24 protein-coding genes are annotated in these 24,705 nt (G+C 58.7%); 6 read left to right on the top strand and 18 right to left on the bottom strand.

The window, feature by feature from the left end; genetic code table 11:
• Positions 1 to 453 precede the first annotated feature (453 nt).
• From IVA82_RS36460 to IVA82_RS36450, 3 genes are all read right to left on the bottom strand, one after another.
• A complete protein-coding gene (locus IVA82_RS36460) occupies positions 454 to 1,950 on the bottom strand; it encodes an alkaline phosphatase family protein (RefSeq protein ID WP_247493775.1) in 1,497 nt (498 codons plus the stop codon).
• 1,013 nt (positions 1,951 to 2,963) lie between these two features.
• The gene (locus IVA82_RS36455) at positions 2,964 to 4,376 is read right to left on the bottom strand and encodes an MATE family efflux transporter (RefSeq protein WP_247493774.1); all 1,413 of its coding nucleotides are present in this window, start codon (positions 4,374 to 4,376) and stop codon (positions 2,964 to 2,966) included.
• Between the two features lie 883 nt (positions 4,377 to 5,259).
• Positions 5,260 to 5,400 (bottom strand): hypothetical protein, encoded by a 141-nt coding sequence (locus IVA82_RS36450; RefSeq protein ID WP_247493773.1) that lies wholly within the window; start codon positions 5,398 to 5,400, stop codon positions 5,260 to 5,262.
• A 42-nt stretch (positions 5,401 to 5,442) separates the two neighbouring features.
• Here IVA82_RS36450 and IVA82_RS36445 point away from each other — a divergent pair, with 42 nt between their 5' ends.
• Both IVA82_RS36445 and IVA82_RS36440 read left to right on the top strand, forming a co-directional pair.
• Positions 5,443 to 5,724 carry a hypothetical protein gene (locus tag IVA82_RS36445; protein ID WP_247493772.1) on the top strand — a complete coding sequence of 94 codons (282 nt, stop codon included), beginning with the start codon at positions 5,443 to 5,445 and terminating at the stop codon, positions 5,722 to 5,724.
• A gap of 80 nt (positions 5,725 to 5,804) precedes the next feature.
• Positions 5,805 to 6,011 (top strand): cold-shock protein, encoded by a 207-nt coding sequence (locus IVA82_RS36440; RefSeq protein WP_247493771.1) that lies wholly within the window; start codon positions 5,805 to 5,807, stop codon positions 6,009 to 6,011.
• A gap of 249 nt (positions 6,012 to 6,260) precedes the next feature.
• Here IVA82_RS36440 and IVA82_RS36435 read toward each other — a convergent pair whose 3' ends face one another.
• The 10 genes from IVA82_RS36435 to IVA82_RS36390 all read right to left on the bottom strand — a co-directional run bounded on the left by IVA82_RS36435 (position 6,261) and on the right by IVA82_RS36390 (position 15,721).
• Complete coding sequence (locus IVA82_RS36435) at positions 6,261 to 7,244, bottom strand: DUF4236 domain-containing protein (RefSeq protein WP_247493770.1); 984 nt, start codon at positions 7,242 to 7,244, stop codon at positions 6,261 to 6,263.
• Between the two features lie 123 nt (positions 7,245 to 7,367).
• Positions 7,368 to 8,183, bottom strand: coding sequence for a DUF2971 domain-containing protein (locus IVA82_RS36430; protein ID WP_247493769.1), 816 nt, complete (start codon positions 8,181 to 8,183; stop codon positions 7,368 to 7,370).
• Between the two features lie 344 nt (positions 8,184 to 8,527).
• Entirely contained in the window at positions 8,528 to 8,845 is a 318-nt protein-coding gene (locus IVA82_RS36425; RefSeq protein ID WP_247493768.1) for a hypothetical protein, read from the bottom strand.
• Between the two features lie 522 nt (positions 8,846 to 9,367).
• Positions 9,368 to 10,204 carry an ABC transporter permease gene (locus IVA82_RS36420; RefSeq protein WP_247493786.1) on the bottom strand — a complete coding sequence of 279 codons (837 nt, stop codon included), beginning with the start codon at positions 10,202 to 10,204 and terminating at the stop codon, positions 9,368 to 9,370.
• 42 nt (positions 10,205 to 10,246) lie between these two features.
• On the bottom strand, positions 10,247 to 11,179 hold the full coding sequence (locus IVA82_RS36415) for an ABC transporter permease (protein ID WP_247493785.1): 933 nt from the start codon (positions 11,177 to 11,179) through the stop codon (positions 10,247 to 10,249).
• Positions 11,179 to 12,177 (bottom strand): oligopeptide/dipeptide ABC transporter ATP-binding protein, encoded by a 999-nt coding sequence (locus tag IVA82_RS36410; protein ID WP_247493767.1) that lies wholly within the window; start codon positions 12,175 to 12,177, stop codon positions 11,179 to 11,181. Before IVA82_RS36410 ends, IVA82_RS36415 begins: the two co-directional genes overlap by 1 nt.
• Positions 12,174 to 13,160, bottom strand: coding sequence for an ABC transporter ATP-binding protein (locus IVA82_RS36405; RefSeq protein WP_247493766.1), 987 nt, complete (start codon positions 13,158 to 13,160; stop codon positions 12,174 to 12,176). Before IVA82_RS36405 ends, IVA82_RS36410 begins: the two co-directional genes overlap by 4 nt.
• A gap of 23 nt (positions 13,161 to 13,183) precedes the next feature.
• A complete protein-coding gene (locus IVA82_RS36400) occupies positions 13,184 to 13,825 on the bottom strand; it encodes a hypothetical protein (protein WP_247493765.1) in 642 nt (213 codons plus the stop codon).
• Complete coding sequence (locus tag IVA82_RS36395) at positions 13,759 to 15,339, bottom strand: ABC transporter substrate-binding protein (protein WP_247493764.1); 1,581 nt, start codon at positions 15,337 to 15,339, stop codon at positions 13,759 to 13,761. Before IVA82_RS36395 ends, IVA82_RS36400 begins: the two co-directional genes overlap by 67 nt.
• Before the next feature lie 76 nt (positions 15,340 to 15,415).
• Entirely contained in the window at positions 15,416 to 15,721 is a 306-nt protein-coding gene (locus IVA82_RS36390) for a hypothetical protein (RefSeq protein ID WP_247493763.1), read from the bottom strand.
• 23 nt (positions 15,722 to 15,744) lie between these two features.
• On the opposite strand from IVA82_RS36390, the gene IVA82_RS36385 reads away from it, so the two are divergent.
• The 3 genes from IVA82_RS36385 to IVA82_RS36375 all read left to right on the top strand — a co-directional run bounded on the left by IVA82_RS36385 (position 15,745) and on the right by IVA82_RS36375 (position 19,100).
• Complete coding sequence (locus IVA82_RS36385; protein ID WP_247493762.1) at positions 15,745 to 16,944, top strand: pyridoxal phosphate-dependent aminotransferase; 1,200 nt, start codon at positions 15,745 to 15,747, stop codon at positions 16,942 to 16,944.
• Between the two features lie 41 nt (positions 16,945 to 16,985).
• Complete coding sequence (locus tag IVA82_RS36380) at positions 16,986 to 17,828, top strand: isocitrate lyase/phosphoenolpyruvate mutase family protein (RefSeq protein WP_247493761.1); 843 nt, start codon at positions 16,986 to 16,988, stop codon at positions 17,826 to 17,828.
• A gap of 363 nt (positions 17,829 to 18,191) precedes the next feature.
• On the top strand, positions 18,192 to 19,100 hold the full coding sequence (locus tag IVA82_RS36375; RefSeq protein WP_247493784.1) for a LysR family transcriptional regulator: 909 nt from the start codon (positions 18,192 to 18,194) through the stop codon (positions 19,098 to 19,100).
• A 225-nt stretch (positions 19,101 to 19,325) separates the two neighbouring features.
• Here the strand turns inward: IVA82_RS36375 and IVA82_RS36370 are convergent, their stop codons facing one another.
• The 3 genes from IVA82_RS36370 to IVA82_RS36360 all read right to left on the bottom strand — a co-directional run bounded on the left by IVA82_RS36370 (position 19,326) and on the right by IVA82_RS36360 (position 20,564).
• Positions 19,326 to 19,871: a DUF2285 domain-containing protein gene (locus tag IVA82_RS36370; protein ID WP_247493760.1), complete on the bottom strand. Its 546-nt coding sequence runs from the start codon at positions 19,869 to 19,871 to the stop codon at positions 19,326 to 19,328.
• Between the two features lie 46 nt (positions 19,872 to 19,917).
• The gene (locus tag IVA82_RS36365; RefSeq protein ID WP_247493759.1) at positions 19,918 to 20,112 is read right to left on the bottom strand and encodes a DUF6499 domain-containing protein; all 195 of its coding nucleotides are present in this window, start codon (positions 20,110 to 20,112) and stop codon (positions 19,918 to 19,920) included.
• A gap of 173 nt (positions 20,113 to 20,285) precedes the next feature.
• Entirely contained in the window at positions 20,286 to 20,564 is a 279-nt protein-coding gene (locus IVA82_RS36360) for a DUF2285 domain-containing protein (RefSeq protein ID WP_247493758.1), read from the bottom strand.
• Between the two features lie 444 nt (positions 20,565 to 21,008).
• On the opposite strand from IVA82_RS36360, the gene IVA82_RS36355 reads away from it, so the two are divergent.
• Positions 21,009 to 21,290 carry a helix-turn-helix transcriptional regulator gene (locus IVA82_RS36355; RefSeq protein ID WP_247493757.1) on the top strand — a complete coding sequence of 94 codons (282 nt, stop codon included), beginning with the start codon at positions 21,009 to 21,011 and terminating at the stop codon, positions 21,288 to 21,290.
• 478 nt (positions 21,291 to 21,768) lie between these two features.
• On the opposite strand, the gene IVA82_RS49195 is transcribed toward IVA82_RS36355, so the two are convergent.
• Together IVA82_RS49195 and IVA82_RS36345 are read right to left on the bottom strand one after the other, a co-directional pair.
• A complete protein-coding gene (locus IVA82_RS49195) occupies positions 21,769 to 22,716 on the bottom strand; it encodes a hypothetical protein (RefSeq protein WP_346659687.1) in 948 nt (315 codons plus the stop codon).
• Between the two features lie 129 nt (positions 22,717 to 22,845).
• Positions 22,846 to 24,222, bottom strand: a complete 1,377-nt coding sequence (locus IVA82_RS36345) for an aspartate aminotransferase family protein (RefSeq protein WP_247493755.1) — start codon at positions 24,220 to 24,222, stop codon at positions 22,846 to 22,848.
• Positions 24,223 to 24,705: the final 483 nt, after the last annotated feature.

The raw sequence follows: 24,705 nt of genomic DNA, 5'->3' as shown, positions 1-24,705 counted from the left end.
GGCCAAGCCGACGCAAACGAAGCAAAGAACGCTGCCCTCTCAAGCTTGACATATTTTCCTGCCCCAGCCCCGTGGCGGGCCTCATTTTACCCGCCACGGCAGCTGCGAACTAGGCTAGGCGGCCGCAATGTTCGCAGCGCGGCCGCCCTCCGGTGCCGGAGGCGAGATACTGCCGTTCGATGTTATTGCCCTGGGTACACTTGTCGTTGTCGTGATAGACGTTTCGCGCACCAGGTTTTCGTTGAATGAAATGGTGAAACTTTCGACATAAATCGGTCCCCGACGGAGATGGGTGTATTTGTTCGTACATGGTAGCAAACATGAGGGTTTGAATTGATGCAATGACTCTCGAGCCAGCGCTTAAATTTGGCGCTGCATCGAATTTTTCGACGAATTCCACCATCGATGACAGCAGACCGGCCCTTGCGGGACGCAGATCGAGCTTGAGTTATGTCAGTTATTGGGACGCCCCACGACGCCAGCAAAATCAAGATAGACTGCCTCACCGACCTGCACACGACGAAGGTGCTGCCGGTATGCGCCGCTGCTGGTCTCGTATATCTTTTCAATCGTACGAGGCACGTCCTGTCCATCATCGATAAAGACCTCTGCGAGCGCACGACCGGTCATCGTTGCCGGTCGCGAAAGGCCCAGAAGACCGAGCACTGTCGGCGCAATATCGCAAATGTCTGAGGGAACTTGCGAGACGAAGCCGTTTTTGATCAGCGGTCCCGCCAAAATGCCGACCGACGACATCTCCTTGGCATGCAACCCGCCGTGCACTCCGAAGCCGACCGCCCCATCCGCACTCCAGGTGCGGCCCATAAGGCCAAATGGATCGAGACTGTCATCCGACCGGAACGAGAACAGAATGTCCGCCGATCGGGCATGGTCGGCGAACACCAAATGGCGGGCAAAGCTGCCCGGTGCAATGCCATCGACCGCGCCACCCGCGGTAAACACCGGACCACACCAGGGCCGCTCCATCATCGATCCTACTGTGCGGCGGATAACGGCGTCCGATGGCTCGGTGAGGTAAATTGCTCCGACTTGACCAGGTATGACGATGGCATCGATCCCGGCCGCCGGTGCCGGGCCGCAGCGCAGCCCGGCAGCCTCGAGCGTCTCAAATAGATCGGCCCGCGCATGCACCGTCACATGTCCATGATCGGAGGCGGCGATCAGGTGCACGCCAAGGGAGACGCCCTCAGCCTCCCACCAATCGAGCACGCGGCCCAACTGCCGATCGACAAAGCTGATCGCTTCCAGCGTCTTTGGCGCGCCAGTCCCACAATCATGCGAGGAAATATCGGGCTCGCCGAAGGAGAGAATTGCGACGTCGGGCCGAATTTGAGGCCAGATTACGTCGAGGAACGCTGAAGTCAGAAAGGCTTGAGAGGCAAGATCTGGGTTGCCGGGGGGCGGCGGCGCAGGCGTCGGCCCCAGCAGGGTCTCCACCTGTCTGAGCATCTCGGCGGAGGTCGCGATGCAAGGGAAGTGGCCGGAGAGCGTCACTTGTCTGAACTTTCGAGCTTTATGGTTCAGCAGGCGCGTTGCCCCCGCCGAGTTGGAAGCGAGGACTGAGAAGGTCCTGCCGTTCGCCGCGAGGATCTCACCAAGTGATGGCACACCGAGTAGATGGCCCTCGCTCGCGGCATCAAGGTGCTCGATCAGGCGCGCGTCGCTCGTGTCGACAGAGCGCGGTATCGGCGACTGCCTGTCGAGATATTGATTTCCAATGATGCCGTGGCGATCCGGCGTCGCGCCAGTGACGAGGCTCGTGAGCGCTATTCGTGTTTCACTGGGATAGACGGTGCGCTGCCTGGCCAGCACCGCACCGCGGTGCTGGAGCCTGACCAGATTCGGCGTCAAAGATGGTTTAACGAGATCGGGTCGAAGCCCATCGAACAGCACGATGAGAACCCGATTCCGGTTCGGTCGGTCGAACATGCGTAAAGCTTTCGTCTAGCTGGAACGTAGCGGACCGGGAGCGACCAGGACTTGGCTGGCGCAGCCCAGCGCCATTGACTTGGAGCCGAGGCTGATCGCTAGCGCGAGCGCAATGCGGGTATGGCGCTCCCAGCCATGCTGACCAAAGCCCGGCCAGCGCGACGGCCGGTCCCGAGCCGGGATTTAGCGGCGTGCGAGCGCCAGCAGCTCTCCTCAGCCGTAGATCGGCCCGGCTTGTCTTGGACGGAGGCTGCGGCGTCAGTGGTTTGGTCTGATCATGATCGCCTGATGCACCTCTGCGGGCGCAGCGCGAAGCCACGGAATTCATCACAGGCCCCGAGGATCGCCCAAATCCGGCGAGGACGTCAGGTAGGATGTCCAGCAAGCCGTCGATAACATGGCCTCGCAAGCAAGGGTGGCAAAAGCCGCGTCCAAGAGAACCTGCTCGGCGCCCTAGCCGATCCTGATCTGGTCGACGTCGCGATTGAGCCAGGAAGCGTGACTGATGCTGCCCGCGGATCGTTTCGCGTGGCGGCTTGATTCCGGCGAATGCGATGCATCTCGTGTGCTTGGCAGGCTTTTCACAGCTGTGGCGCTCGCAGACACCGGTCGGCGTCTCGAAAATTGATATGCCCTGACTAAGCGTGATCGTATCGACGCCGGGTGCGCGCCGCTGGGCCGCTCGATTTGCCGGCGTTGCTCTCGAAGGGAGGGACCCGTTGAGCCATTCTGGCAGGAGTGACAAGTTGGAAAGCCTGCAAATCGCCAGGGACGCCTTGAGGATTCCTACTCGCACTCAAACGAGCTAACCACTTTGGCTATCGTTTTTTGAAATGAAATGATCGAAAAATACGATGCTAGTCGAGTTACTATCTCTTGTTATGTTATCCCTGCAGTCGCGCCGTGACGCGAAACCTTCAATTTTCAGTGCGTCTTGCGTTCGGCCCGGTCACAACCGCACGGGCGAGCATCCCGGCGTATCGTCGCCGCTTGCCATCAGTGATGCGCGCGCATCAGAGAGGGCGACTTGCTAAGTGGCGGAACCGCAGGACGAGGATCGCCGCATAGATTGTGACTCCGGTCGACAAGCCAATCCATATACCGACGGCGCCCAAACCGATCTTCAGACTGAGCCAATAGCTGAGGGAAAAGCCGATCAGCCACCAAGCAATAGTCGCAAACAGCAGCGGCACCCGCGTGTCCTTCAGCCCGCGCAGGCCGCCTGCCGTAATGCACTGGGCGGCGTCAGTGATAAAGAGGGTTGCGCCGACGATGAGGAGCTTTGCAGCGAGGCTGATCGTTGCCTCGGAATCGCGGGCCGCTCTGCCCAGAAACAGCTCCACGATCTCAAAACGCGCGGTGATCAACGTAAGCGTTAGCGTTGCAGCTATGACCATACCGAGCAACATCGCCGCCAGATTCGCCCGCTTGACGCCTGCACGGTCATCGCGGCCGGCGGCATGGCCAACGCGCACGGCAGCGGCCGTCCCAATGCCGAGATAAATCATAAACAGGGTCGCGGAAATCTGAACAACAATCTGGTGAGCGGCCAGTGCGCTGTTGCTGATCAAGCCCGCAAGGAGCGACGTGGCCCAAAATAGTCCCGACTCGATCAATGAAGCGATGGAGATCGGCGTCCCAATTGCGATGAGCTGCCGCATTGCGCGCCAATCGAACCGCCAGAGATCCGCAAGCACATGGTACTCACGGAACGGCCGGCGCAGTGCAGCGAACCACAAGCCGGCCAAAAACATGCTGCAGTTGACCAGCGTGGTCGCAAGACCTGCCCCGAATAGCTCCAACCGGGGCAGCCCAAGCTTCCCATAGGCCAGAATATAGACCAACAACGCATTGAGGGGGATGGCTGATAGCGTAATCCAGAAGACTGGCTGTGGCCGATTGACCCCACCCATGAAACTGCGGATAGCCAAAAACGCCAGTGCCGGAGCCGTGCCGAGGGCTAGTCCGAAGAGGTATTGCTGGGCGAGCTGCGCCACATCTGGGGTCTGGCCCAAGGCGAGCAGTATTTGCTCTGCTCGCAGCGCCACAGCAATGATCGGGAATGACAGGATCAGGGCCATCCATAGGCCCATGCGCAGCGAGCGCCGTACCGCGCCTAGATTATTTTCCCCAAACGCCCGCGCCGCCAAAGGCGCGATGGCACTTAGTAGTCCCACGCCGAAGGTGACGCTAATGAGATAGAGCCGGCCTGCCAGGGCTGCCGCGGCGAGCGCCTCAGCGCTGATGCGCCCGATGAAGGCAAGATCAGTCGTCATCATCGCAACCTGCGCAACCTGCGTCAGCACCATTGGTAACGCGAGTTTCGCGGTTTCGCCGAGCTCGATAGAGAAGCGACGGATAGCCGCCCGTCTCGTCCCTTCTGGTTGCGAGATTAATGGCGGCTTTGTCTTGGCTATTTTGTCCATATGATCATGCCGCCGTTTGCGTCGGCGAACGAAATACCGCTTCTTTCACTAGAGTATTACGTTCTGAGGTGAATTCGCGGTCAGCCTGAGATGTTGCTCGCGGGCAGCCTCATGCGACCGCACGTTTAGACGCAAAAACGGACCACGGCTTGGACGCTGGGCTTCGATCAGCGCGGCTCCGATTTTCGCATGCGATAAGCGCCAAGAAGAGGTTGCAAATGCCGCGCCAGAATTGGCCAATCACCGCAATCGTGCAATGGTAACGGCGCGCATCGGGATCGAGCGAGGTCGATCATGGAGGCGATTCATGCGCAGGCCACTGCGTTGATGCCAAAGATTGGAGGCCCGAAGTCGGACCCGATCCATGCCATGAACTGAAGACTTATCATCCCGCAAGCCATCCCTGCACTCCTGAGCAATCGATGGGATCTCACTCTTCAAAGCCCATGCCAACTGCGACGGCTTGAATAGATGCTCGCTCTTCTCCACGCGGACTTGTCGGGAGATCGACAGCACGTCGCAAACAAGACAACCGGCATCGCCCGATCACCCGCGAGAAGGCGGCGATGCGACCACAAGGCGAGCGTGATTTCATCGGTTAGGAAGACCTAGCGGGATTGACTCGTTTGCTCGACTGGATCACAGATATCGATATGCAATCACATTGATGAGCTGCGTGGCCTCGATCCCAGTCTTGGCACCTTGGAAAATGAAGTGTTCTCGGCATTGGTGGCATAAGTCAGGAAGCCATAGACGTCGATCGTGACTTCCCCTTCCTAGGCCTTGCGCAGGCTTGTCCAGGAAAGGCTGCATATGAATGCGGTACTGTGCTGCCTCGTTAGCTTTATCCGGCAAGGTTTTCGTGTGAAAGCGCTGATGTGCGCTACCCGGCCGTGGCTAGCGCCGGTATCGTCGGGATTTCATTGAATCTTTGCGTGCGCATGTGAGCTTTCAGCTGTCCATATTGAAGATACTTGCCGGCCAGCCGGGCGGCCGAGCCGCTCTTGAAGTCGTCAAACAGCACTTGGCCATCTTTTACACCAGCGGACCCGAGTGGGCGGCGCGCATGAAGCGCATCGCGAGCCGCGAGCCGAACCTCGATATCTTCGGACAAAAGCTCATCGACCGGGAGGTGGGATACTGGACCATCACTGAGGAGGGACGGAAGGTCCTTGAGGCCCTTGAGAAGGTCGATCGATGTGTGGCGCAAGGCCAGCCCGAGGCACAGGCCGATGAGCCAGCTGCCGATGAGCGACCGCCATTGCCGGCTGCGCCGCCACGACCGATCGCCCGCAGGAACCGTCGTCGGCGTAAACGGTTGTGGACGCGTGAGGGGCGCTCAGCGTGAGAGGTACCTATCGCGCGGAAGTCCTTATGGTCAGGCAGTTCTTCGATTAGATCGCGGAACTTCGGTTTGGAAATAATGCAATGGCAATGGGGACTGTGAAGTGGTTCAACGCGGCCAAGGGATACGGCTTCATCCAGCCAGAAGACGGGGGAGCTGACGTCTTCGTTCACATCAGCGCGGTCGAGAAGGCCGGCTACACCAATCTCGCGGAAGGCGTTCGGGTCAGCTACGAGCTGATGGCTGGTCGTTCGGGCAAGATGAGCGCCGAAAATCTGCGCATCGGCTGATCGACTTGCCCTGAGGAATCTGCCAAGCTTTGGCGTTTCTGGATTAGCTTCTGGCTTGCGCGAGAAGCATCGACCGTTTCCTGTCCGACGCACGATCAGCGCTGCGCATCGGAGCGCCGTGCGAAGCGCTTATCGGGATCGCATTCTCAAGCAGACATTGCAGCGAGGGATGCGACAAATCTCTCGGCTGCTTCAACGCGCGAACACTGGATCCGCTGGTTCACTCCGTTGGACGAGCGAAGATCGATTTCACCATAGGCAGATCGGTAGTTCCCGGGTGTTGTTGAAGCGCCGGTCCGGGCCGCCCTTACGATTCACGTAGCGCCAGGTCTGGTCTACGACAGTCGCGTCGGCGGGCGGCGTCTCTTCCTCGATAAAGCGAGCGCTTCGAAACATGAATTCAACGTCTTCGTAGCCGAACCCGGCAACAGTCTTGCCGGCGGTAACCACGATCGCGTCAGGTGTCAGATAGAACGTCTCTTTTCCGAGTGGCAACTTCAGGAAATCGACGTTGCTTTTGACCAGCGGTGGCTTGTCCCTGCCTAACAAAATCTGGTGTCTTTGAATCAGCTTCGAGGCGCCCGCGTTGCGTTTCCAGTCCGCTTCTTGTCGCTCAAGAGGGACATTCCATATGCGACCACAACTCGCCAAGTCATGGAATGCGCCGCTCAGGGCCTCAAACCGCGCTGACTGCTCCGCTGAGAGCTCGTACACAAGCGACACGGTACTCGTTTCGCGGCAATGGATGGCCAGAGATCCGAGGACAAGAACCACCCCAGCAGTCAGGACAAAGGCTGCAACAGGAGGAGCGGCCGAAGCTGAACCCGCGAGCATGAGGGCACTGACCGCGAAGAGCGCCGACAATATCGCGATGAGTATCTTGTATCGGCGCCAGCGGGATCGGCCGACTGCCAAGGTTTGAGCAATCTCGATGGTCGAGTTGGCGACGAGTTCATCGATCGAAGCACCGTCGATGACAGTGCCGATTGGTTCACGGGTTGGGGAATTGGGCGCTTCCGGCAGAGGGGGCGGCGATGCGCCGTCCGATGCGTATGGCTGATAGGACGTCCACGAAACCCCCGAGTCTGGCAGGCCGACGGTCGTTCTCGTGCCGCGCGGCCCGATGGTGTAATGCAGTCCGCGCGGGCCAAGCGAGACGCTCGCTCCACTGCCGCTTAGATTTAAGCGGACGCCCGGGACAATCTTAAAGCTACGGCGAAATCGGAAACCCATCTGGAAATCGGTCGCAAGTTGTTCGTTTGCTTCTTATCGCGCATAGATCGAACGCCTTCAAGAGCGCGAGACAGGAGACTACAGATCATTTGAAAGCCGCCCGGACCGGGAAGCGCAAGCCGCTCAGTCCGCAATATAAGGGATCTCCGAGCGCTTGATCGTCAAGCGCATACGATGTGTGGTCAGCAGGGCTTCCACGGCGATTGTTTGCTGTCGCCCCAACGCGGGCCCGATGATGATTTCTTCGATGCCGCAATTATTGGGATGAAGAGCAGCATTGTTGATGACGACTTTGTCGAACAGACAAGCCCGGTAAGGAACAAGTCCGGCTGGTGAGACACGTGTCTTCAGGTCGCCAGGCCAGGAAACTCCAACCCAAATCAGGCGCGACTCCCGCTCCTCTTGGAAGTGTTGGTTCTTGAGAACAAGAGCAGTCTTCAACGCATGCGGCCACCAGGTCCTGACTTGCGCGCGGGCGCCCTCCGGCTCATCCGTTCCTTCCACCAGGCGTCCGATGAGCAGCGTCACCGCCCTATCAGCCGCCGCTCGCTGTTGCTCTGAGTCATAGAGGACCGGCGTGATATCAAAGTCCTGGGCTGCAGCGTTCTGCAAAAGCCAGTCTGCACTGAAGCCGATTGAGAATCCTTGTCCACGATTGTAGCCTCGCCATTGCGAGAGCAGATCGCCTTCAGATGTCAGAGATCCGACGAAGCCATGAATTTCGCTGCTATGTTGACGAAAGAGTGCGACCGTCTCCCAGGCAAGCGATGAGATATCTCTGATCTCGGCGCCACGACGGTCAATTGCGTCGAGGACGATCTTCCAGCCGTGCAGAAACTCCGATGTATCGTTGAGAAAGCGATAGTGTGACGTCCATAGCGAGCGGCTGGCCACGATGTCATGGAGACCTGCGGCGGTTGTGTAGTGGTACAGAATCATTCGTTTACCTCGATAGCCGTGCAATGGATTTCAAACAAACGCGATGCCGGACGCTTGCGGCCAACTTCGACAGCAGATCGCGAACATCTCAAACGCGGATCTTCATCGAGACTGGCCGAAGAAATTCTATTGAGAGCTTGACGGAGCTTTCTGGCTCCACCTGTTGCGTGTTCGTGATAGCAGCACCTCAGCGGATAGAATGTGGGCACACTGTATCTGCAGTTAAAACCTCAGCTGCCTCTGTCGGGTTTAGCGCATCTGCAGCGCCGAGATGGCTCGGTCAGAGCTAAGGCTGCGTTGGCCAATACTCATTGTGAGTACTATGGGGTCCCCACGGAGCTTTACTATTGCCGGTCGCGCTGAATGCCAAAGGAACGACCTTGAAGTTGAGTCCGTTGCCGATCAGGTGAGGCATAGTGACCGTCGCAGGTGGCGGTCACCGGGAATCGGCCCGCCAAAAACAGGCCGAAAGTGAACCTCGGCTCTTTCTGCCAGCCGACTTCCGGCGTATGAGCTTGAGACAGGCAGTGCTCGATCAGATCGCCAAACGCGACCCTTTGGTCATTGAGTAGCCAGGTCTTAAGACGGCCTAGACTCAGTGCAAACTGCACGCGCGAGACTCGATACAAATTCACGCCCACCAGCACCGATCGTCGCGTCACAAGCCTGGTCTCCCGGGTTAGGTCGCCTTCCCGATCCCGCGAACAGCGCGATCCCTATCCTCTCTCGTTTTCCGACCAGAGAGATGAAGCTCTGCCATTGTCCCGCCAGCCGCAGATTCAAGATCAAGAATCCAAACGTGATGCTCGCGCGCAGCGCCGTTGTCAGCTGCCGACATTTTATCCCGAGCTCATCATCAAGGCCAGAAGATTATGGCCTGCTCTGAAGTTTCGCCTTCACGCCAATGATGGTGCGTGTGTACGTCACCACATGATTAGCTCATGCAGCCGATTGGTGATATCGCCACGCTCGCGAATGCTGGCAACACGATCTTGGCGTCGGTGAGCAACAACTCACATGCCCATCTGGTCCATCAAGCCCAGCCGGTCGGGCCACCCTGGGCATCGTGCCTCCGGTCAATAAAGCGCCCTTCCCTATTCGTGCGGCCGCCGCGAGATCGCTGCAGCTTGTCGAAAGGCATGATGTTGCGGGGCTGAGGGATCGAAAGCAGGGTTCTGGAGGGCTCATGATAATGTCTTATCGATCCGATCGCGTAGCCAATCGCCAACGAGCGAAATCGACAAAGTGGTGAGCGAGATGACCAGCGAAGGGAGCACAAGGATCCAGGGAGCACGGGTCAGATAGTCACGACCGTAGCCGACCATATTGCCAAGCGACGTAAGCGGCGGCTGCACTCCAAGTCCAAGAAAGCTAAGGCCGCTCTCGAGCAAGATGACGTCCGGAAACGCGAGCGTCATGGTGACGATCAAAGTCGACGCGATGTTCGGCATGACGTGGCGCAGGTAGACGCGCCATGGCCTTGCGCCAAGCTGGCGTACGGCGATCACATAGGCTTGCTCGTTGGAACTCCTGGCAAGCGCGCGGGTGACACGCGCGTAGCGTTCCCATCCGTGCAGACCAATGAGCGCCACGAAAAGGAGCAGAGAGTTGCCGAAGAAAGCAAGCACCGCGAGCGCCAAAACGAGAAACGGCATGCTCGCCTGGAAATCCACACAACCGAGGATGACCTGCTCCACCCAGCCGCGGAAGTGAGCGGCCAAAATGCCAAGCGTGATGCCAATGACGGCGCCGATCAACGTCGCTCCGAAAGCGATAAGTAAGCTGATGCGGATGGATATAATCAGGCGCGCCAGCACGTCCCGGCCGAGTTCGTCCGAACCGAAGGGATGCGCGATGGTTCCGCCGAGGCCAAGAGGTGCAGCAAGGCGATGATGAAGGTCGAGGGCTGCATAGTCATAAGGGGCGAGGCGATCAGCGAAGATTGCGACAAGAAGCATAAGGCCTAGCCACGCAACCGCTATTGCGACCCCGCGGTCGCGCCACCACCACAATCTGCGCATCCTCCAAGTCGGCAGAACTCGATCTGCGGAAATGCTCGACAATTATAGCCTCCCAGAGCGCAACTCACGCATACGTGGATCGAGCACGCCATAGAGCAGATCGATCGTGACATTGGTGGTAATCATGGCGGCGGCCACAACGAGCAGGATGCACTGGACGACAGCCAAATCACGACTCGCAACTGAGACGACCAGCAGGCTGCCAATGCCTGGCCACGAAAAAACGCTTTCGACGAGCACCGTTCCCGCGATGAGATTGCCAACCATGAAGCCGACGATGGTCAGCACCGCTATCGCGCCGTTGGGCAGAGCGTGGCCGGTCACGACTCTCGCCCAAGGCACACCCTTGGCGCTGGCGGCACGGATATAGGGCTGCCCAAGTACCTCGAGCAGGGCGCTGCGGCTGAAGCGGGCCAAAACGGCCGCACCACCCAGACCGAGCGTGATGACGGGCAGCATCAAATGCTGCCAAGTGCCTGCACCGCCCGAGGGGAACCAAGAGAGCTCGACTGCGAAAGCCAATACGAACACGAGGCCGAGCACGAAAGATGGCACGGTGAAGCCCACGACCGCTACCATCATCACCAATCGATCCGCGATGCTATCTCGTTTGAGAGCCGCGTAGATGCCAGCCGGAATGCCGATCAACAGATTGAGGATCAGTGCCGGCGCAGTCAGCATCAGCGTGACGGGAATGCGCTCGGCCACGACAGTGATCGCGGAACGCCCGTCACGCATCGATTGGCCAAGGTCACCATGAACGACCGCAAAGAGGTATTTGAGGTATTGCACCCAGAGTGGCGCATCGAGCCCCCAGGTCTTTCGAAAGGCCTCGACCGCCTCCGCCGGGGTTTCCGGCGACAATAACGCGCGGGCGGGATCGCCAGCGGCGCGCAGCACCATGAATGCAAATGTGACCACAACTGCGATGGTCAGCAACGCGCGCGCCAAGCGGACCACTATGAAGCGAGCCATCATACCTCCTTGTCGAGTTCGGCACCATGAGCGCCGATCAGATGGCAGGCGACGCGGCGCCCGTCGGGAACGGATCTGAGCTCAGGGACGAACCGCGCGCAAAGTGGAAGCGCTACCGGACAGCGAGGATGGAATGCGCAGCCGCCCGGTCGCGCAGCCGGATCGGGCGGATCTCCTTGCAGGATCGTGCGAGACCGATGTCTCCCCGGCCTGGGCACCGCGGAAACGAGCGCCCGCGAATAGGGATGCAAAGGATCCAGAAGAACCGCCTCAGAGGCGCCTTCCTCGACGATGGCGCCGAGATACATCACAGCAATCCGATCGCTGATCAGCCGGACTACTCGCAAATCATGGCTGATGAAGATCATCGCCATGCGCCGCCGCGCCTGCAAATCCTGCAGAAGATTGATCACTTGCGCCTGGATCGAGACGTCGAGCGCCGATACTGGCTCGTCGCAGACAATGAGATCTGGATCGGTCGCAAGCGCTCGGGCCAGGACAGCACGCTGGCGCTGGCCGCCTGAAAGCTCGTGCGGAAAGCGCCTGAGGTGATCGGCCCTAAGCCCCACATCCGCGAGAAGCGCATTGACCCGCCCCTTTCGTTCCGACTTGCTGCCAAGCCGATGAATTTCGAGCGGCTCGGCTATTTGCGCGCCGATCGTTAAGCGGGGATCGAGCGCACCTAGCGGATCCTGAAATACCATTTGGATTCGCATCCTGAGCCGGCGCCATCGAATATCGCCGATAGCAGGCAAAGCTTCTCCGCCGAAGGTCACCGAGCCGGCATCTGGTCGGTCCAGACCGATCAGGAGCCGGCCCGCAGTAGACTTACCACAGCCGGATTCGCCAACCAGTCCGAGCGTTTCGCCGCGAGCCAGCTGCAGCGAGAGCCCATTGACCGCGTGGACCATCGCTGGACGCTGGAAAAGGCCCTGTGGCAAGCGATATCGACGGACAAGCCCATCAGCTTGGAGCATCGGCGGAGCAATCGTGGTCATGCAGCCACGACCTCGCCCGTGGGCACCTCGCTCGTGACATGCAAGCAGGCAGCCCTGTGTCTGATGTCGCCATCCAGCGAGGCGATCTCAATCGCCCATTCACTGCAGCGTCCGATCCGCCGATCGCAACGAGGAGCGAAAGGACAGCCTGCTGGAAAATCGGCTGCGTTTGGCACGCCCCCCGGAATGGGGAAGAGGCGTTGCCGCGGCGCATCCAGACTTGGAAGAGCCGCAAGAAGACCTCTCGTATATGGATGAGCAGGTTGGTCAAAGAGACGGTCGGTGGGCAAGTCTTCGACGATGTGCCCCCCGTAAAGGACCAGTACGCGTTCACAGATCTCACTGACGATGCCGAGATCATGCGAGATCAGGACCAGCGCCATGCCTGTCTCGCGTTGGATCTGCCGCAGAAGCTCAAGGATCTGCGCTTGAATAGTGACATCCAAGGCGGTGGTCGGTTCATCAGCGATCAAGATGTCGGGTTGCCCTGCAAGGGCCATGGCGATCATAACGCGCTGGTTCTGCCCGCCGGATAATTGGTGCGGATAGGCGCCAAGCCGGCGCGCGGCATCGGGTATACCGACCTGGTCGAGCAGACGTCGCGCCTCGGCAAGCGCCGTGCGGTGGTCCATGCCGCGATGAAGCCGCAAGGCCTCGATGATCTGATTGCCCACCGTGTGCACAGGGTTAAGCGCACTCGCCGGGTCTTGGAAGATGATGGCGATCTGCCCGCCGCGCACCTTGTCGAGGCGAGAGGCTGGCGCATGGAGCAGCTCCTCTCCGGCCAGGCGTACGCTGCCCGTTATGTTAGCACGCCGTGTCAACAGACCGAGCGCTGCAAGCCATGTCACGGATTTGCCGCAACCGCTTTCGCCGACCATGCCCAGCGATTCGCCACGCCTGAGAGTGAGATCGAATCCGCGTAGCGTCGGCACACCGTCGAACGCGACACGCAAACCTGCGATCTGAAGAAGCGCCTCCATGCGAGGTCCCTGCCCTTCTCGCATCATAGGGACCGCATCAGCTCGGTTTGAACGAAGCCCTTGCCACGGCAGGAGAGCAACGATGCTACAGCGGCATCCTCGAGTGGCAACTCCGCCGACATTCGGCGATCGGCGGCATGCATGCTTAGCCAGCGCAATTGTGCGACAGGTGTGCGCGCGCGCCTGGAATTGCTGGTATCGACAACGTCGGCAAAGGAGCACGAATGCTCCCGAAGTGAGATCGTACCATGCGCCTCGGAATGGCCGATGTTCGTGCAGCTTTCGAGTATCGGCCGGGCACCTCCGGCAGCCTTAATCTCGCATCCGATCTCAAGGCGCTCGGCTACTTGCCGGCGCGCTGTCAGATCGTCGGCGCAGTTCTGAGCCACGCTTTGATGAATGCCGCGCAGCGTCCGCGCCTCCCAGGCAACGCGGCTGTCCTCCCGAATCGACTGCGAGACCTTGAACAGGATCGCATGATCGCCAGCGGCAAGATTGTCGTCAGACCAGGTCATCGCCAAGACACTCTGCCCGAGGGCTAGCTCCAAGGGCGGATTGCTATCGCACAATGGTCGATTCAAGGTGTGCGTCATCGCGATCAGGTCCGGATCAGAGCTCTGTTGAACGGGCCGAAATTGAGGTCGAGCGTCAGCCCCGGCAGCCATGGCACATCGTGGCGCTTGCCATAGAACTGGCCCGAGACGTGCAGAATCACGCAAGGCGGATCGATCTCGTTGATGATCTCGAGCATACGACGGATAATCGGCCGGCGCTGTTCGGCCTCGACGGTATCCTGGAGCTTGGCCCCGAGCGCGAAATATTCCTCGTTCCTCCAGACTCCGATCGACTTTGGCAAGGTGCCGCTCGGACCGAATTCACGCCAGGGATGGCCGAGATGATCCAGAAAGAGCGCCGTATTCGACGTATCAAAGATGGCACGCACCGGCTGGCGCTGAATTTGCGCGAAGTTTTCCATCATCTGGATCTTGACGTTCAGGCCAATCGCACGCCACATCTCGATCATGGTCTGCGCACCAGAGACCTGATTGGGGTAGTAATTGTTGAGCAGACGATAGGTGATCTGCTCTCCCCTGTAGCCCGCTTTGGCCAGCAGCTCCTTGGCTTTGACGGGATCATAGGCAAGGGAGGGAAATTCGTGGATGTAGCCTTCGCCGTAGCTCGGCAGCTGGTAGCCGTTCGGAATCGGGAGCCGGTCCTCCCACAAGCTCTGCACGATCAGCTTGCGATCGAGCGCAAGGCTCATGGCGCGGCGAACACGCGCATCCTTCAAGATGGCATCGATCTGATCGAAGACGAGCGAGCGGATATTCTGTACGGCACCACCCACGATCTCGAGATCAGCACGCTTTTGGATGCTCGCGAACTGGTCCGGCGGAATGTCAGTGGCGATGTCGAGCTCGCTGGCGAGCAGGCCGTTCACGCGGGCGGAAAGTTCGGGAATGATGCGATATTCGATGCCATCGAACGGCGGCCGCCCGCCCCAATAGGCATCGTGGGCGGCCAACGAGACGCGAATATCAAGCTTGTGGTCGACGAGCTTGTAAGGACCGCTTCCAACAGGGGCTGTGGTCCAGCGCTCCCACGAGCCCGCCGCCACGAACGCGCGCTGACTGACGATCTCCGATCCCCAAGCAGCCAGGCGCTGCTCGAGGAGCGCGTCGCCGCCCTTGGCATGCACAATGACGGTGTAAGGATCGACGATTTGGACCTTCTCGAGGCGATCAAGCGACTGAAGCGCCTCGGACATTCCGCTGCGTCCAGGTCCCAGCAGGTGGTCAGGACCAAGGCTAAAGGCGACATCTTCGGCCGTCAAAGGCGTTCCGTCATGGAAAGCCACTCCCTTGCGCAAGAACAGCCGCAGTGACTGCGCATTGATTCGCTCCCAACGCTCGGCCAAGCCGGGCCGTAGCGCCATGTCGTGGGCGTGGTCGAAGGTGATCAGCGTATCGAAAAGCTGCGGCATGATCCGGCGAATGGCAGTATCGGTCGCGATGACCGGGTCGAAGGATCGCGGAAATCCGGACATGCCGACCTTGAGGCGGCGACGCGTCAATGTCTTAGGCTCACCCTCCGCAGCACCGGCGCCTGTGCTGGCCAACACGCTTGCGGCAACGGCGCCTGCAATAGCTTGCCGTCGCGTCAGATCGATATGGGTCATCACCGCCTCCGGTTCCACTTCCATTCATACGAATGCCACGCCCGTGAATTCTTAGACCGGCACGGATTTTTGCAGATCACTGAAATTGAGCGCTCGTGTCGCTCAATTTGCGATTGTGCGCGACCTTAAAGACCTGAACTGCTACGGCAGAATGACATTCATCGAATAAGTCGATGTAAGCTTGCGAACATGCGATGGTTGCCGCTCCTAGCGCGGGCTGATGAAGAGGGAGAGCTGAGACGCAACGCACTGCGAACGGCCCAACAGAGCCGCACGAAGAAGCGATACAGTTATCGTAATCTTCGATGATTTTATCCAATGCCGCGATCACCAGGTTAGTTTGGTCGTTCGCGTTCGGATAGATCGCCACGAAACCGCTCATTCGAACTCGAAGGATATTGTGTCTTGTCTCTCGTTTCAGAACGGCTCAAGCTCGTCCGTGCCTCTCAAACCAAGGTCATGACGGCTCGCGCCGCCGAGCTGCGAGATCAGGGCGCCGATGTGATTACGCTCAGCCAGGGTGAGCCGGATTTCGACACGCCGTCCGCTATCTGTGAAGCTGGCATCCGAGCCATCCGCGACGGGAAGACGAGATACACGGCGGTCGCCGGAATCAAGCCACTGCGGGCAGCGATCGGCGAGAGCCTCCGTCGCGATCATGGCCTTAATTACGGTATTGACCAGATCACGGTGGGCTGCGGCGCCAAGCAGGTCGTGTTCAACGCACTATTCGCTAGCCTCGATCCGGGCGACGAGGTTGTGATCCTAACGCCATGCTGGGTCTCCTATCCCGACATGGTGGCGCTGGCCGGCGGCAAGCCGGTGCTCGTCGCCTGCAGCGAACTCGATGGCTTTAAGCTCCGCCCCCGGGCGCTGGAGAAGGCGATCACGCCGCGCACCAAATGGTTGATGTTGAATTCGCCATGCAATCCGACCGGCGCGGTCTACAGCCGAGGTAATTTGCTCGCGCTCGCTGCGGTGTTGCACGAGCGTGCCCATGTGCATGTGCTATCCGACGACATCTATGAAAAGCTCACCTACGACGCCGACTTCGCAACAATGGCCGCAGTCGCGCCGGATCTCTACGAGCGCACCTTAATAGTCAACGGCGTGTCCAAAGCTGACGCGATGACCGGTTGGCGCGTCGGGTATGGTGCCGGACCTCTGGCGCTAATCAAGGCCATGAACCTCATCCAGGGCCAGACCTCTTCGCACACCAGCTCGATTTCTCAATATGCCGCGCTCGAGGCGCTGTCAGGGAGGCGGGACCATATCAAAGAGTTCGTGCGCGCGTTTTTGGAGCGCCGCGACCTTGTTGTCGCCAAGCTGAACCAGGCCAAGGGGCTTGCTTGCCGTGTGCCGGATGGTGCCTTTTATGTTTTCCCCTCTTGCAAGGGGGTTATCGGCAAGCGCACGCCGGACGCCAAGCTGATCGAAACAGACAGTGATTTTGCGATGTACTTGCTCGACGCTTTCGCCGTGGCTGTCGTGCCCGGCAGCGGCTTCATGGCCTCGCCCTATATCCGGATTTCCTATGCTTCCTCGCTCGAGGACCTCAACCGCGCCTGCGACCGAATCGTCGCCGCCTGCGCGACCCTGTCCTGAAAGATATTCTGATGTCCCCTGCCAAAAGCCTGCGCGCCCGCATGGCCGAGACTGGCCTGGTCCACATCATGGCCGCCCACAGCCCATTTTCGGCGATTATCGCGGAAGAAGCCGGATTTGACGGACTGTGGGCGTCCGGCTTTGAGCTGTCTGCGCTTTATGGGCTGCCGGACATGAGCCTCATCTCAATGACACAGCATCTCGACATGCTGCGGGCGATCGCCGGACGCACGAGGCTGCCGATCGTCGCGGACATTGATACGGGCTATGGCAATGCGATTAACGTCATTCACGCTATCACGGAATATGAGCGGGCCGGCGCCAGCGCCGTCGTGATCGAGGACAAGACTTTTCCAAAAGTAACGAGCCTTGTTGCCGACGGCCGTCAGCACCTATTGCGCGTTGAAGAGTTCCAGGGGAAGATCGAGGCCGCCATCACGGCCAGATCGGACCCGGATTTCCTCGTCATCGCCCGCACCGAAGCCTTGATTGCCAGCCTCGGCGAAGCGGAGGCCCTGCATCGGGCGCACGCTTATGCGGAGGCTGGCGCGGACATGATCCTGATTCATTCGAAAAGGACGAATCCTTCCGAGATCGAAAGCTTTTCGCGCGCCTGGACCGGAGCGGTGCCGCTGGTGATCGTGCCGAACGCCTGCCCTGACCTCGACGCCAAGCGGGTCAAAACGTTGGGCAATGTCAGCATGATGATCTATGGCAATTACGGCATCCGTGCTGCTGCGACCGCCATGCAGGAGTCCTTCCGCCGGATCATCGCTGACGGCGGCGTCCAGAACGTCTACAAGGATATTCTGCCGGTGGATGAGATCTTCAGAATCCAGAATATGCACGAGGTTAAGGCGGCTGAAGCTCGCTTCCTTCGCTGAACGCTGCGACTGATACTGCTGTCGAGATTTTGAGAAGGAACTCAGGACCGCGCTCTGCTGCGGCGCAATCTAAACGCTCTTAAGATGTGGGCCTGTCGTCTAGACGGCCCTCGATGTCGACTGGGATCAACGGTTAGCCGCCTTGCCGACGCCTGGAGATCACCTCTTAAAGAACCATCGACAGCAATCGTAGTTGCGGGCTAGACCGCACGAACCATACCGAGAAGGCGGATTTTGTGCGTGAGATATCGTTTATAAGCAGCGATCCGGATATACACATCGAATAATGTGATGGAGCATTTATTTCCGGCAATGGCCCGCCGTGACAATCAGCGGACATTCCAGGAGTTACCGGAGCAGAAAATGGCTGCCGAACACGATGAAGTGCCCCTCAATGCTATCCGGGTGTTTGTGACCATTGCGCGTGAGGGAAGCGTGACGCGTGCAGCGAGCACATTGGGAACGACACAGAGCTCGGTCAGCCGTTATTTGGCTGTGTTACAAGACTACTTTGGCACGGAACTTGTACAACGGCGAGGCCGACGGAGCGAATTGACAGAATTCGGAAGGCTCTTCGCGAACGCCGTTGCCGAACCGCTTGACACAGTGTGTTTCACCGCGAAGAGGATGCGGCGTAGGAGCCGAACGGACGCTAATCGAATCGTGGTCCACACGTCTCTTTCCACCTTCGCATACTCCTTTCTGATTCCGAATCTCCAGGCGTTCTCTGCCGAGATGGGCGGCGTAGTCGTCGACGTGATCAGTTCATTGTCTCCGCCGAGATCCTCCGACAATTTCGACATCTTGCTCACTCGCGATCTTTGTATCGCGGAACCGGCCGACGATTGGGCGATCTACAATGAGACGCTCGTATGCGTAGGTTCTCCAAATCACGTCATGGGAAAAACGCTCTCAACTGTCCGTTCGATGCCAATTCTGAACATCACATCGCGGCCCGACATACTGCCAACATGGCTTAGGGCCATGAGCCTTTCCGCAAAGGACATCAAATCGGGGGCGCGATACGATCATAATTACCTTGCTTTGCCGGCCGTCATGACCGGAAAATGCCTGCTGGTGGCGCCTGAAATTATTGTCAGCGATCTCGTGCGGACAGGGGCGCTCCATGTGATACCAGGATCGCGCACTTCGAGCGGCATGCAGTATCGGGCCTATGCGGTGGACCGAAGTGACAATCCCGAGATCGCTCGTGCCTTTTGCCGATGGGTCGCTCGGCTCTGTAAAAAGTCCGCAACTCCGGAAGCCGCCTAACCGCGTATCGGTGTTAGCAGAAGTTCGACCGATGCTTTGAATAATGCTAGCGTCCATTTGCACGTGCAGACCGTTCCCGATCGACGGCGAGGCTCATTTTTAGGCGAGTACCGCGGCCAACCCGCAGTCCAAAACGCTAGCCGCGCCTTGCTAGAACCCTCCGCCTTCAAACCGGCCGACTACAATGTCTTGTGAGATATCAGGGCCGCACCATCAACCAAAAGCTCAGGACCCCTCGCCCCTGTCTTTGCGGTTGCGACGGAGCAATGCGCGATAGCCGCCTCGCATGAGACGCAGCCCCGCCCGGACCAGGCGAATGGTCCGGCTGCGGAGATGGTCTGTTTTCCAGCCGCGATCGGGAATACGATGCTTGCCGAATAGGCCTTGCGCGATTTCGCGATAGCTGTTTCCTTCCAAGGACCCATCGACTGCACGCAAGGCGAGGATAAGCCGATGACGGGTCAAGATTGGCAGCGTCAGAGGGGATGGTCCGATGGGCCGCCGTTCGAGCGCCAGCCAAAGTCGATGAGCTGCCCGCACACGAACCTCGAAATTGAGATCGAGCGGCAGGTCGACAGTAACCGATGAGCCCACCGGTGGCAGTTCTGCTAGCCAAAGGCGATGCTTCGCGCCTCCGAGCGCCACGATGGCATGCCATCCATCCGGCGCGCAACGAAGCTCGCTACCCGCTAGTTTGCTGAAATCCAGGTCATACCGTTTGGACGCCGCCGAGCGGACAGCCGCGCGCACGGGCAGCACGGTCGACAGCACTTCAGGCGCCCAGAAAATGGCTTGTTGGTCGAACGTCTTTTGCGGATCAGCCGCGAAAAGACAGCCCCCACTGCTGTCGGAAGTGATCCGTCGTCGCGCTGGATCGTTGGCTGGCGGCGAGGGCCATATAGTCCCGCTGGTACTCGCAATTGCGGCGCAGCCATTCCCAGGCTATGTCCACAGCTTCTGCTTTCTTGGCGTCAGGATAGGCTTCCTCTGATTTCCAGTCAGCACCTGGCATCGTACCACTTTCCCCGTATGTTCTTAACGCACATGCAAGGAATTGCAGCCCGACAAATGTGACGGTTTATGGTTGCACAAACGCAGATATTCGCTGTTAAATACAGTTACGCGATGGGACGATCACATTTTGCGATCGGACATCAACAGAGGTGACGTCCGTTTCGAACACATTTATTGCTCGCTGTTCGGCCAACCGCGCTGCAGGAGATGCCGAAAGCCGTGACGCGCCGCCCATTTGGCGCGAGCCAGATGACTTTCAAAAGTACGGCGGGCGCGATCCGGATCCAGGGTGGGATCAATACCAAGCACAATGCGCGCAACTTCGCGCCAATCAGCGTTATCGGCCTCGGCATCCAGCAGACGCATATAGGTGACGGCATGTTGCTCGTCATACGGCGTGAGCTGGGGCGCGTTAGGTGCGGAATCTGCGATCTTGGGATCGGGCGGCACTGCCTGAAAGTCCTACCAGATTGAGAAGCATCGATTTAAGCGAGGGTAGCCGTATTCAGAGCCTCTTCGTAGAGCACCGATTGTCGCGGTCTGCAGGGACATTCCTTGCCGAGTTCAATTGATGGCTGGCAGCGGCTGTTCCCTCCTTCCCTTCGAACCCGTTCGCTCCAAGGCATCGCCAGAATACAATTCATCGCAGTTCCGTTACGCTCAGAGTGCGATCAGCAGAACTGCCGTTCGGCCTGCCGCGCCCGCAGCCCGAATTAACAGGTCGACATCGGATGCTGCTCGCCATAACTCGTAAGGCTGGCAAATCGGCGCGGCATCTGGCAGCTCGTTCATTTAGCTCAGGCGCGGACTCTGGGGCTGCATGTCGGAAAACTTACCGCAATAGTACGGTTATAGCCAGTGGTTTGATGGCCATCGGAATGGCTGCTTTAGCGCATGAAAGCTCGTGCGCTTGTTGCCTGGAATGTGCGCCGAATCCGCGTAGATCGCGGTATTTCGCAAGAGCGGTTAGCGTACGATGCCCGGATTGACCGCTCCTATATGGGCGGGATCGAGCAGCAATCGCAGAACCCGACAATCGATATTCTCGAGCGTATCGCGGACACGCTGGACGTTCATCTGTCTGAATTTTTTCTTCAACCACCAAAAGGGGCGACGCCACCTGAGACCTTACGTAAAGGTCGCAAGCCCGCGCGCTCACGTCGCAAGACGAAATAGCACGCCTCCCACGAGAGCTACTTATGACAGGCGGAGTCGCGGCGACAGCTCTGCTTGAGTTGAACGTCGCGTAAGTTGCCAGAAGCAGAGAAGCTTCACGAAGGATATTTTCTTCGCAGCTTGCGACATACAACATTGTCAGCGATTCAGATCCTGGTCAGCCTACGCCATTGCGGTGTTCCTGCTCGAAATCGCAAGGACGCTAGGCCAACTGCATCGATCGCTAACTCTCGGACGGGCATGCAAGAAGCGCTCAAGAACGCGGAGGCAAAAGAGCCTCGGCTGAGCGAAGATTCATCGGCAGCTTGGACGAGTCGTGGACCCAAAAGGAGGTCCCGCCGAACATTTACTTGGCTCTGAAACCCTGCGGCTATGCGGCCGAGAGATTCCTATGCATTTTTTTCAAGCTCCTGCCACATGCACTGCGAGCGTCCTTGATAGCGGTCCGCTCATTCTGTCGGATCCGTTGGAGAGAGCATCAACGAGTCCCTGACGGCGGCAGGGCACGTTTGCTCGTTTCCAGCAGAAGCGAAAGTGGATCTGCCTTCCCTAGAGTTGGTAGCGGGACTTGCTTCGTGTTTGCTGTAGACTTCCATTGAGATCGACGATCGGTTCGCGACTGAAGCGCCGCGATTGGTGACGGCGATCTGCCACGATCGTTCGTGATGACTACAATCCTGAGGCGGTAATGACGGGGTAGACTCATGGACTTATGGTCATGAAGCTTGTCGAATATCCTTCCGGAAGCTCCGCCGGGTCGACCGTCTTTGTTGGCAAGAATCGTTTTGGAAACTGGGTCGTCCGCGAGCAGAATGGTATTTTCGGAGGTCTGTTCGCGAGCCGCGCGCAAGCGCTCAAATACGCACTCTGTGAGAACGGCCAACATCCAGAAGCTATCCTCGAGGTATCTCGCGAGATCGACGTCTTTTACCGCAGTCCGCATGAGGCGAAAATCGGCGCAATTGAGCAAGGGTAGTAGCTTTTCGCGAAAACAGACCGCTACGCCCTTATGAGCATGTCGCTTGGCTGTAGCACGACTACGAGCAGCGAAAACGGGGTCCTCGGTCTTGCGCCAAGAGGACGGGAACCAAATCGCATCTTCGTCGAACACTGTCCCCGCGGGTTCACGCAGGCCATATCCCGGAAGGAATTCTGAACTGGTTGGGATGCCTTCGACCCTTAACTCCGAGCTGTCGATATCAGCCCATTGATTGCAACTCAACAAAGGCACGACGTTAGCGCTCGTGCCATCGGAGCTGGTCAGGGTCGAAAACATCGCGAGCGCGGCTGAGGTATATCGCTTCATCAGGCATTGGATCGGACTGTATTTGGAGTGGCCGAGCGCCTCATGGCGAGGTCCTGGTCGGGCGCTCAGCGTGTGCAGCGGAGTGCGGACGAGCCACCACCAGGCGATGGACCAGGTCATCACCGCTACTATCCCACCTGGATATCGCCGGCCCTCGCTTCGCCACCCTGGGTCACGGTCGGACGGCAATCTTTGGCCGAAGATCATCTTAACGTCAGGAAACCAAAAAGCATTGCCAAGACAGTGCGCTCATTTGCGTACCGTTATCGCACCCAACATGTCTTGATGGCTCTCGAGAAAGCCTACGAACACATCCACGATGAAGTCAGCGTCGGTGCGCGCCATCGGCGTCGAAATCGATGCGGCAGCACCATACGGCAGGATGATGCCATTCTCCGCAAAGAAGCGTGTGAGGTCCTTCATTAGAGTTGCTCCGGCAGGCGCAGGATAACTCTCGCGATAGTCATTCGGAGCTTCTGCCTGCGGATGAATGCGGAATAGCGAAGCGGCTCCCGTAACATACAGCGGCGCAGCCAGGTTCGAGATGGCCCGGCCAATCCCGTCACGAACAATGTCCCCAAGCATCTCCAGACGTGCAAAAGCGGCATGATCTAGATGCCGCATGGCGGTCAGCCCCGCGGTCATGGATAGAGGATTGGCGGAAAACGTACCGCCTTGCGGAAGCAGCGGCCGACCCGCTGAGGCATCAAATACCTTCATTACGTCCTCGCGACCGCCGATTGCTCCAATCGGCAACCCGCCGCCGATGATCTTGCCCATGGTGATGACGTCCGGAGCAAGGCCGTAACGTGCGGAAGCACCCTGGAAACTCTGCCTGAGATTGAGGACCTCATCAGCGATGACAAGAATGCCGTTTTTGAGGGTCGCTTCCTGCACGGCAGCGAAGAATTCAGGCTTCGGCGCAATGAGGCCGCCGCGGCTCGGCATAGGATCCAGAATGACAGCGGCCAGATCGTGCGCATTTGACGATATCAAGCGGCGCGCGCCTTCTACATCATTGAACCGGAGCACAACGACTTCTTCGAGCACGCTCGCAGGCATCCCGCGATAGAAGGCGGTGGACTTGGGCTCGATTGCGTCACCCCAATTGTCCGGTGCCGCCGCTTGACTGACCTCGACCCAATCATAGGCACCATGATAGGCGCCCTCGAGCTTGGCAATCTTCGAACGTCCGGTGAAGGCTCGCGCAGCTTTGATCGCAAACAGCACGGCCTCAGTTCCCGTATTGACGAAGCGAACGCGATCAATCCGCGGAATGCGGCCGCAAAGTAGTTCGGCGAGTTCGATCTCGCTCTCCGTCGGATTTGCGAAGCAGCTACCGCGCTGGAGTTGATGGGTTAGTGCTTCGACGACGGGGCCGAAGGCATGTCCATGGATCAAGGTCGTGAAGTTGCAATTGAGGTCGAGAAACCGGCGGCCGTCGACATCGAACAAATAGCTGCCCATCCCACGATCGATGTAGAGTGGAGTTGGATCTCGCTCAATCGTCACTCGCGAAGTGCCGTCTGGGAAAACCTTTTGTGCGCGGGCAAAGCTTTCGTTGGACCGCCGGCTAGCGCGCGATAATCCGGCCACCGTACTGGAACCTGCAATCTCCTGGTTCACTACAACCTCCTCGATTTCCTTCGCATTTTTGCTGAGTTGCCGGACCGACACCTGTTGAAGTGCCGACTTTCGACACCTGTTATTGGGGAACTGGTCCGGAGCGTTGCTCTTGTGTAATATGTGGCCAATGTGAGCATCGCGGCGACCGAGATAACTTAAACTAGAATAGCTGCCCGCGTCCCAAACCGCTGCCATTCGGCGTGTGCTCTCACTTTTCAAGATGAGCTGGGTACGTCCCAATCTGGGAGCCCCGATGGTAACAACTGCTGGCAGGCGCGCCTCGCGCGTCGCTGTAATAGCCGCTTTGGATCGCGGGTGAGTGTCATTACTTGGCGGCTGCGTCTGTCACAAGCTCTGCTGGTGCCCTCAGACTAGCTCATTACAGCCTTTACGGCGAATAGCTGACTTACCGTACACATTAACAATGAATCGAGATACTACCTACTCTGGTGAGATGAGAGCCGTCTCGCTACGCATCGCCTT

It is taken from the genome of Bradyrhizobium sp. 142, assembly GCF_023074015.1.
GTDB lineage: Bacteria > Pseudomonadota > Alphaproteobacteria > Rhizobiales > Xanthobacteraceae > Bradyrhizobium.
This window is presented reverse-complemented; position numbering and strand designations above follow the sequence as displayed.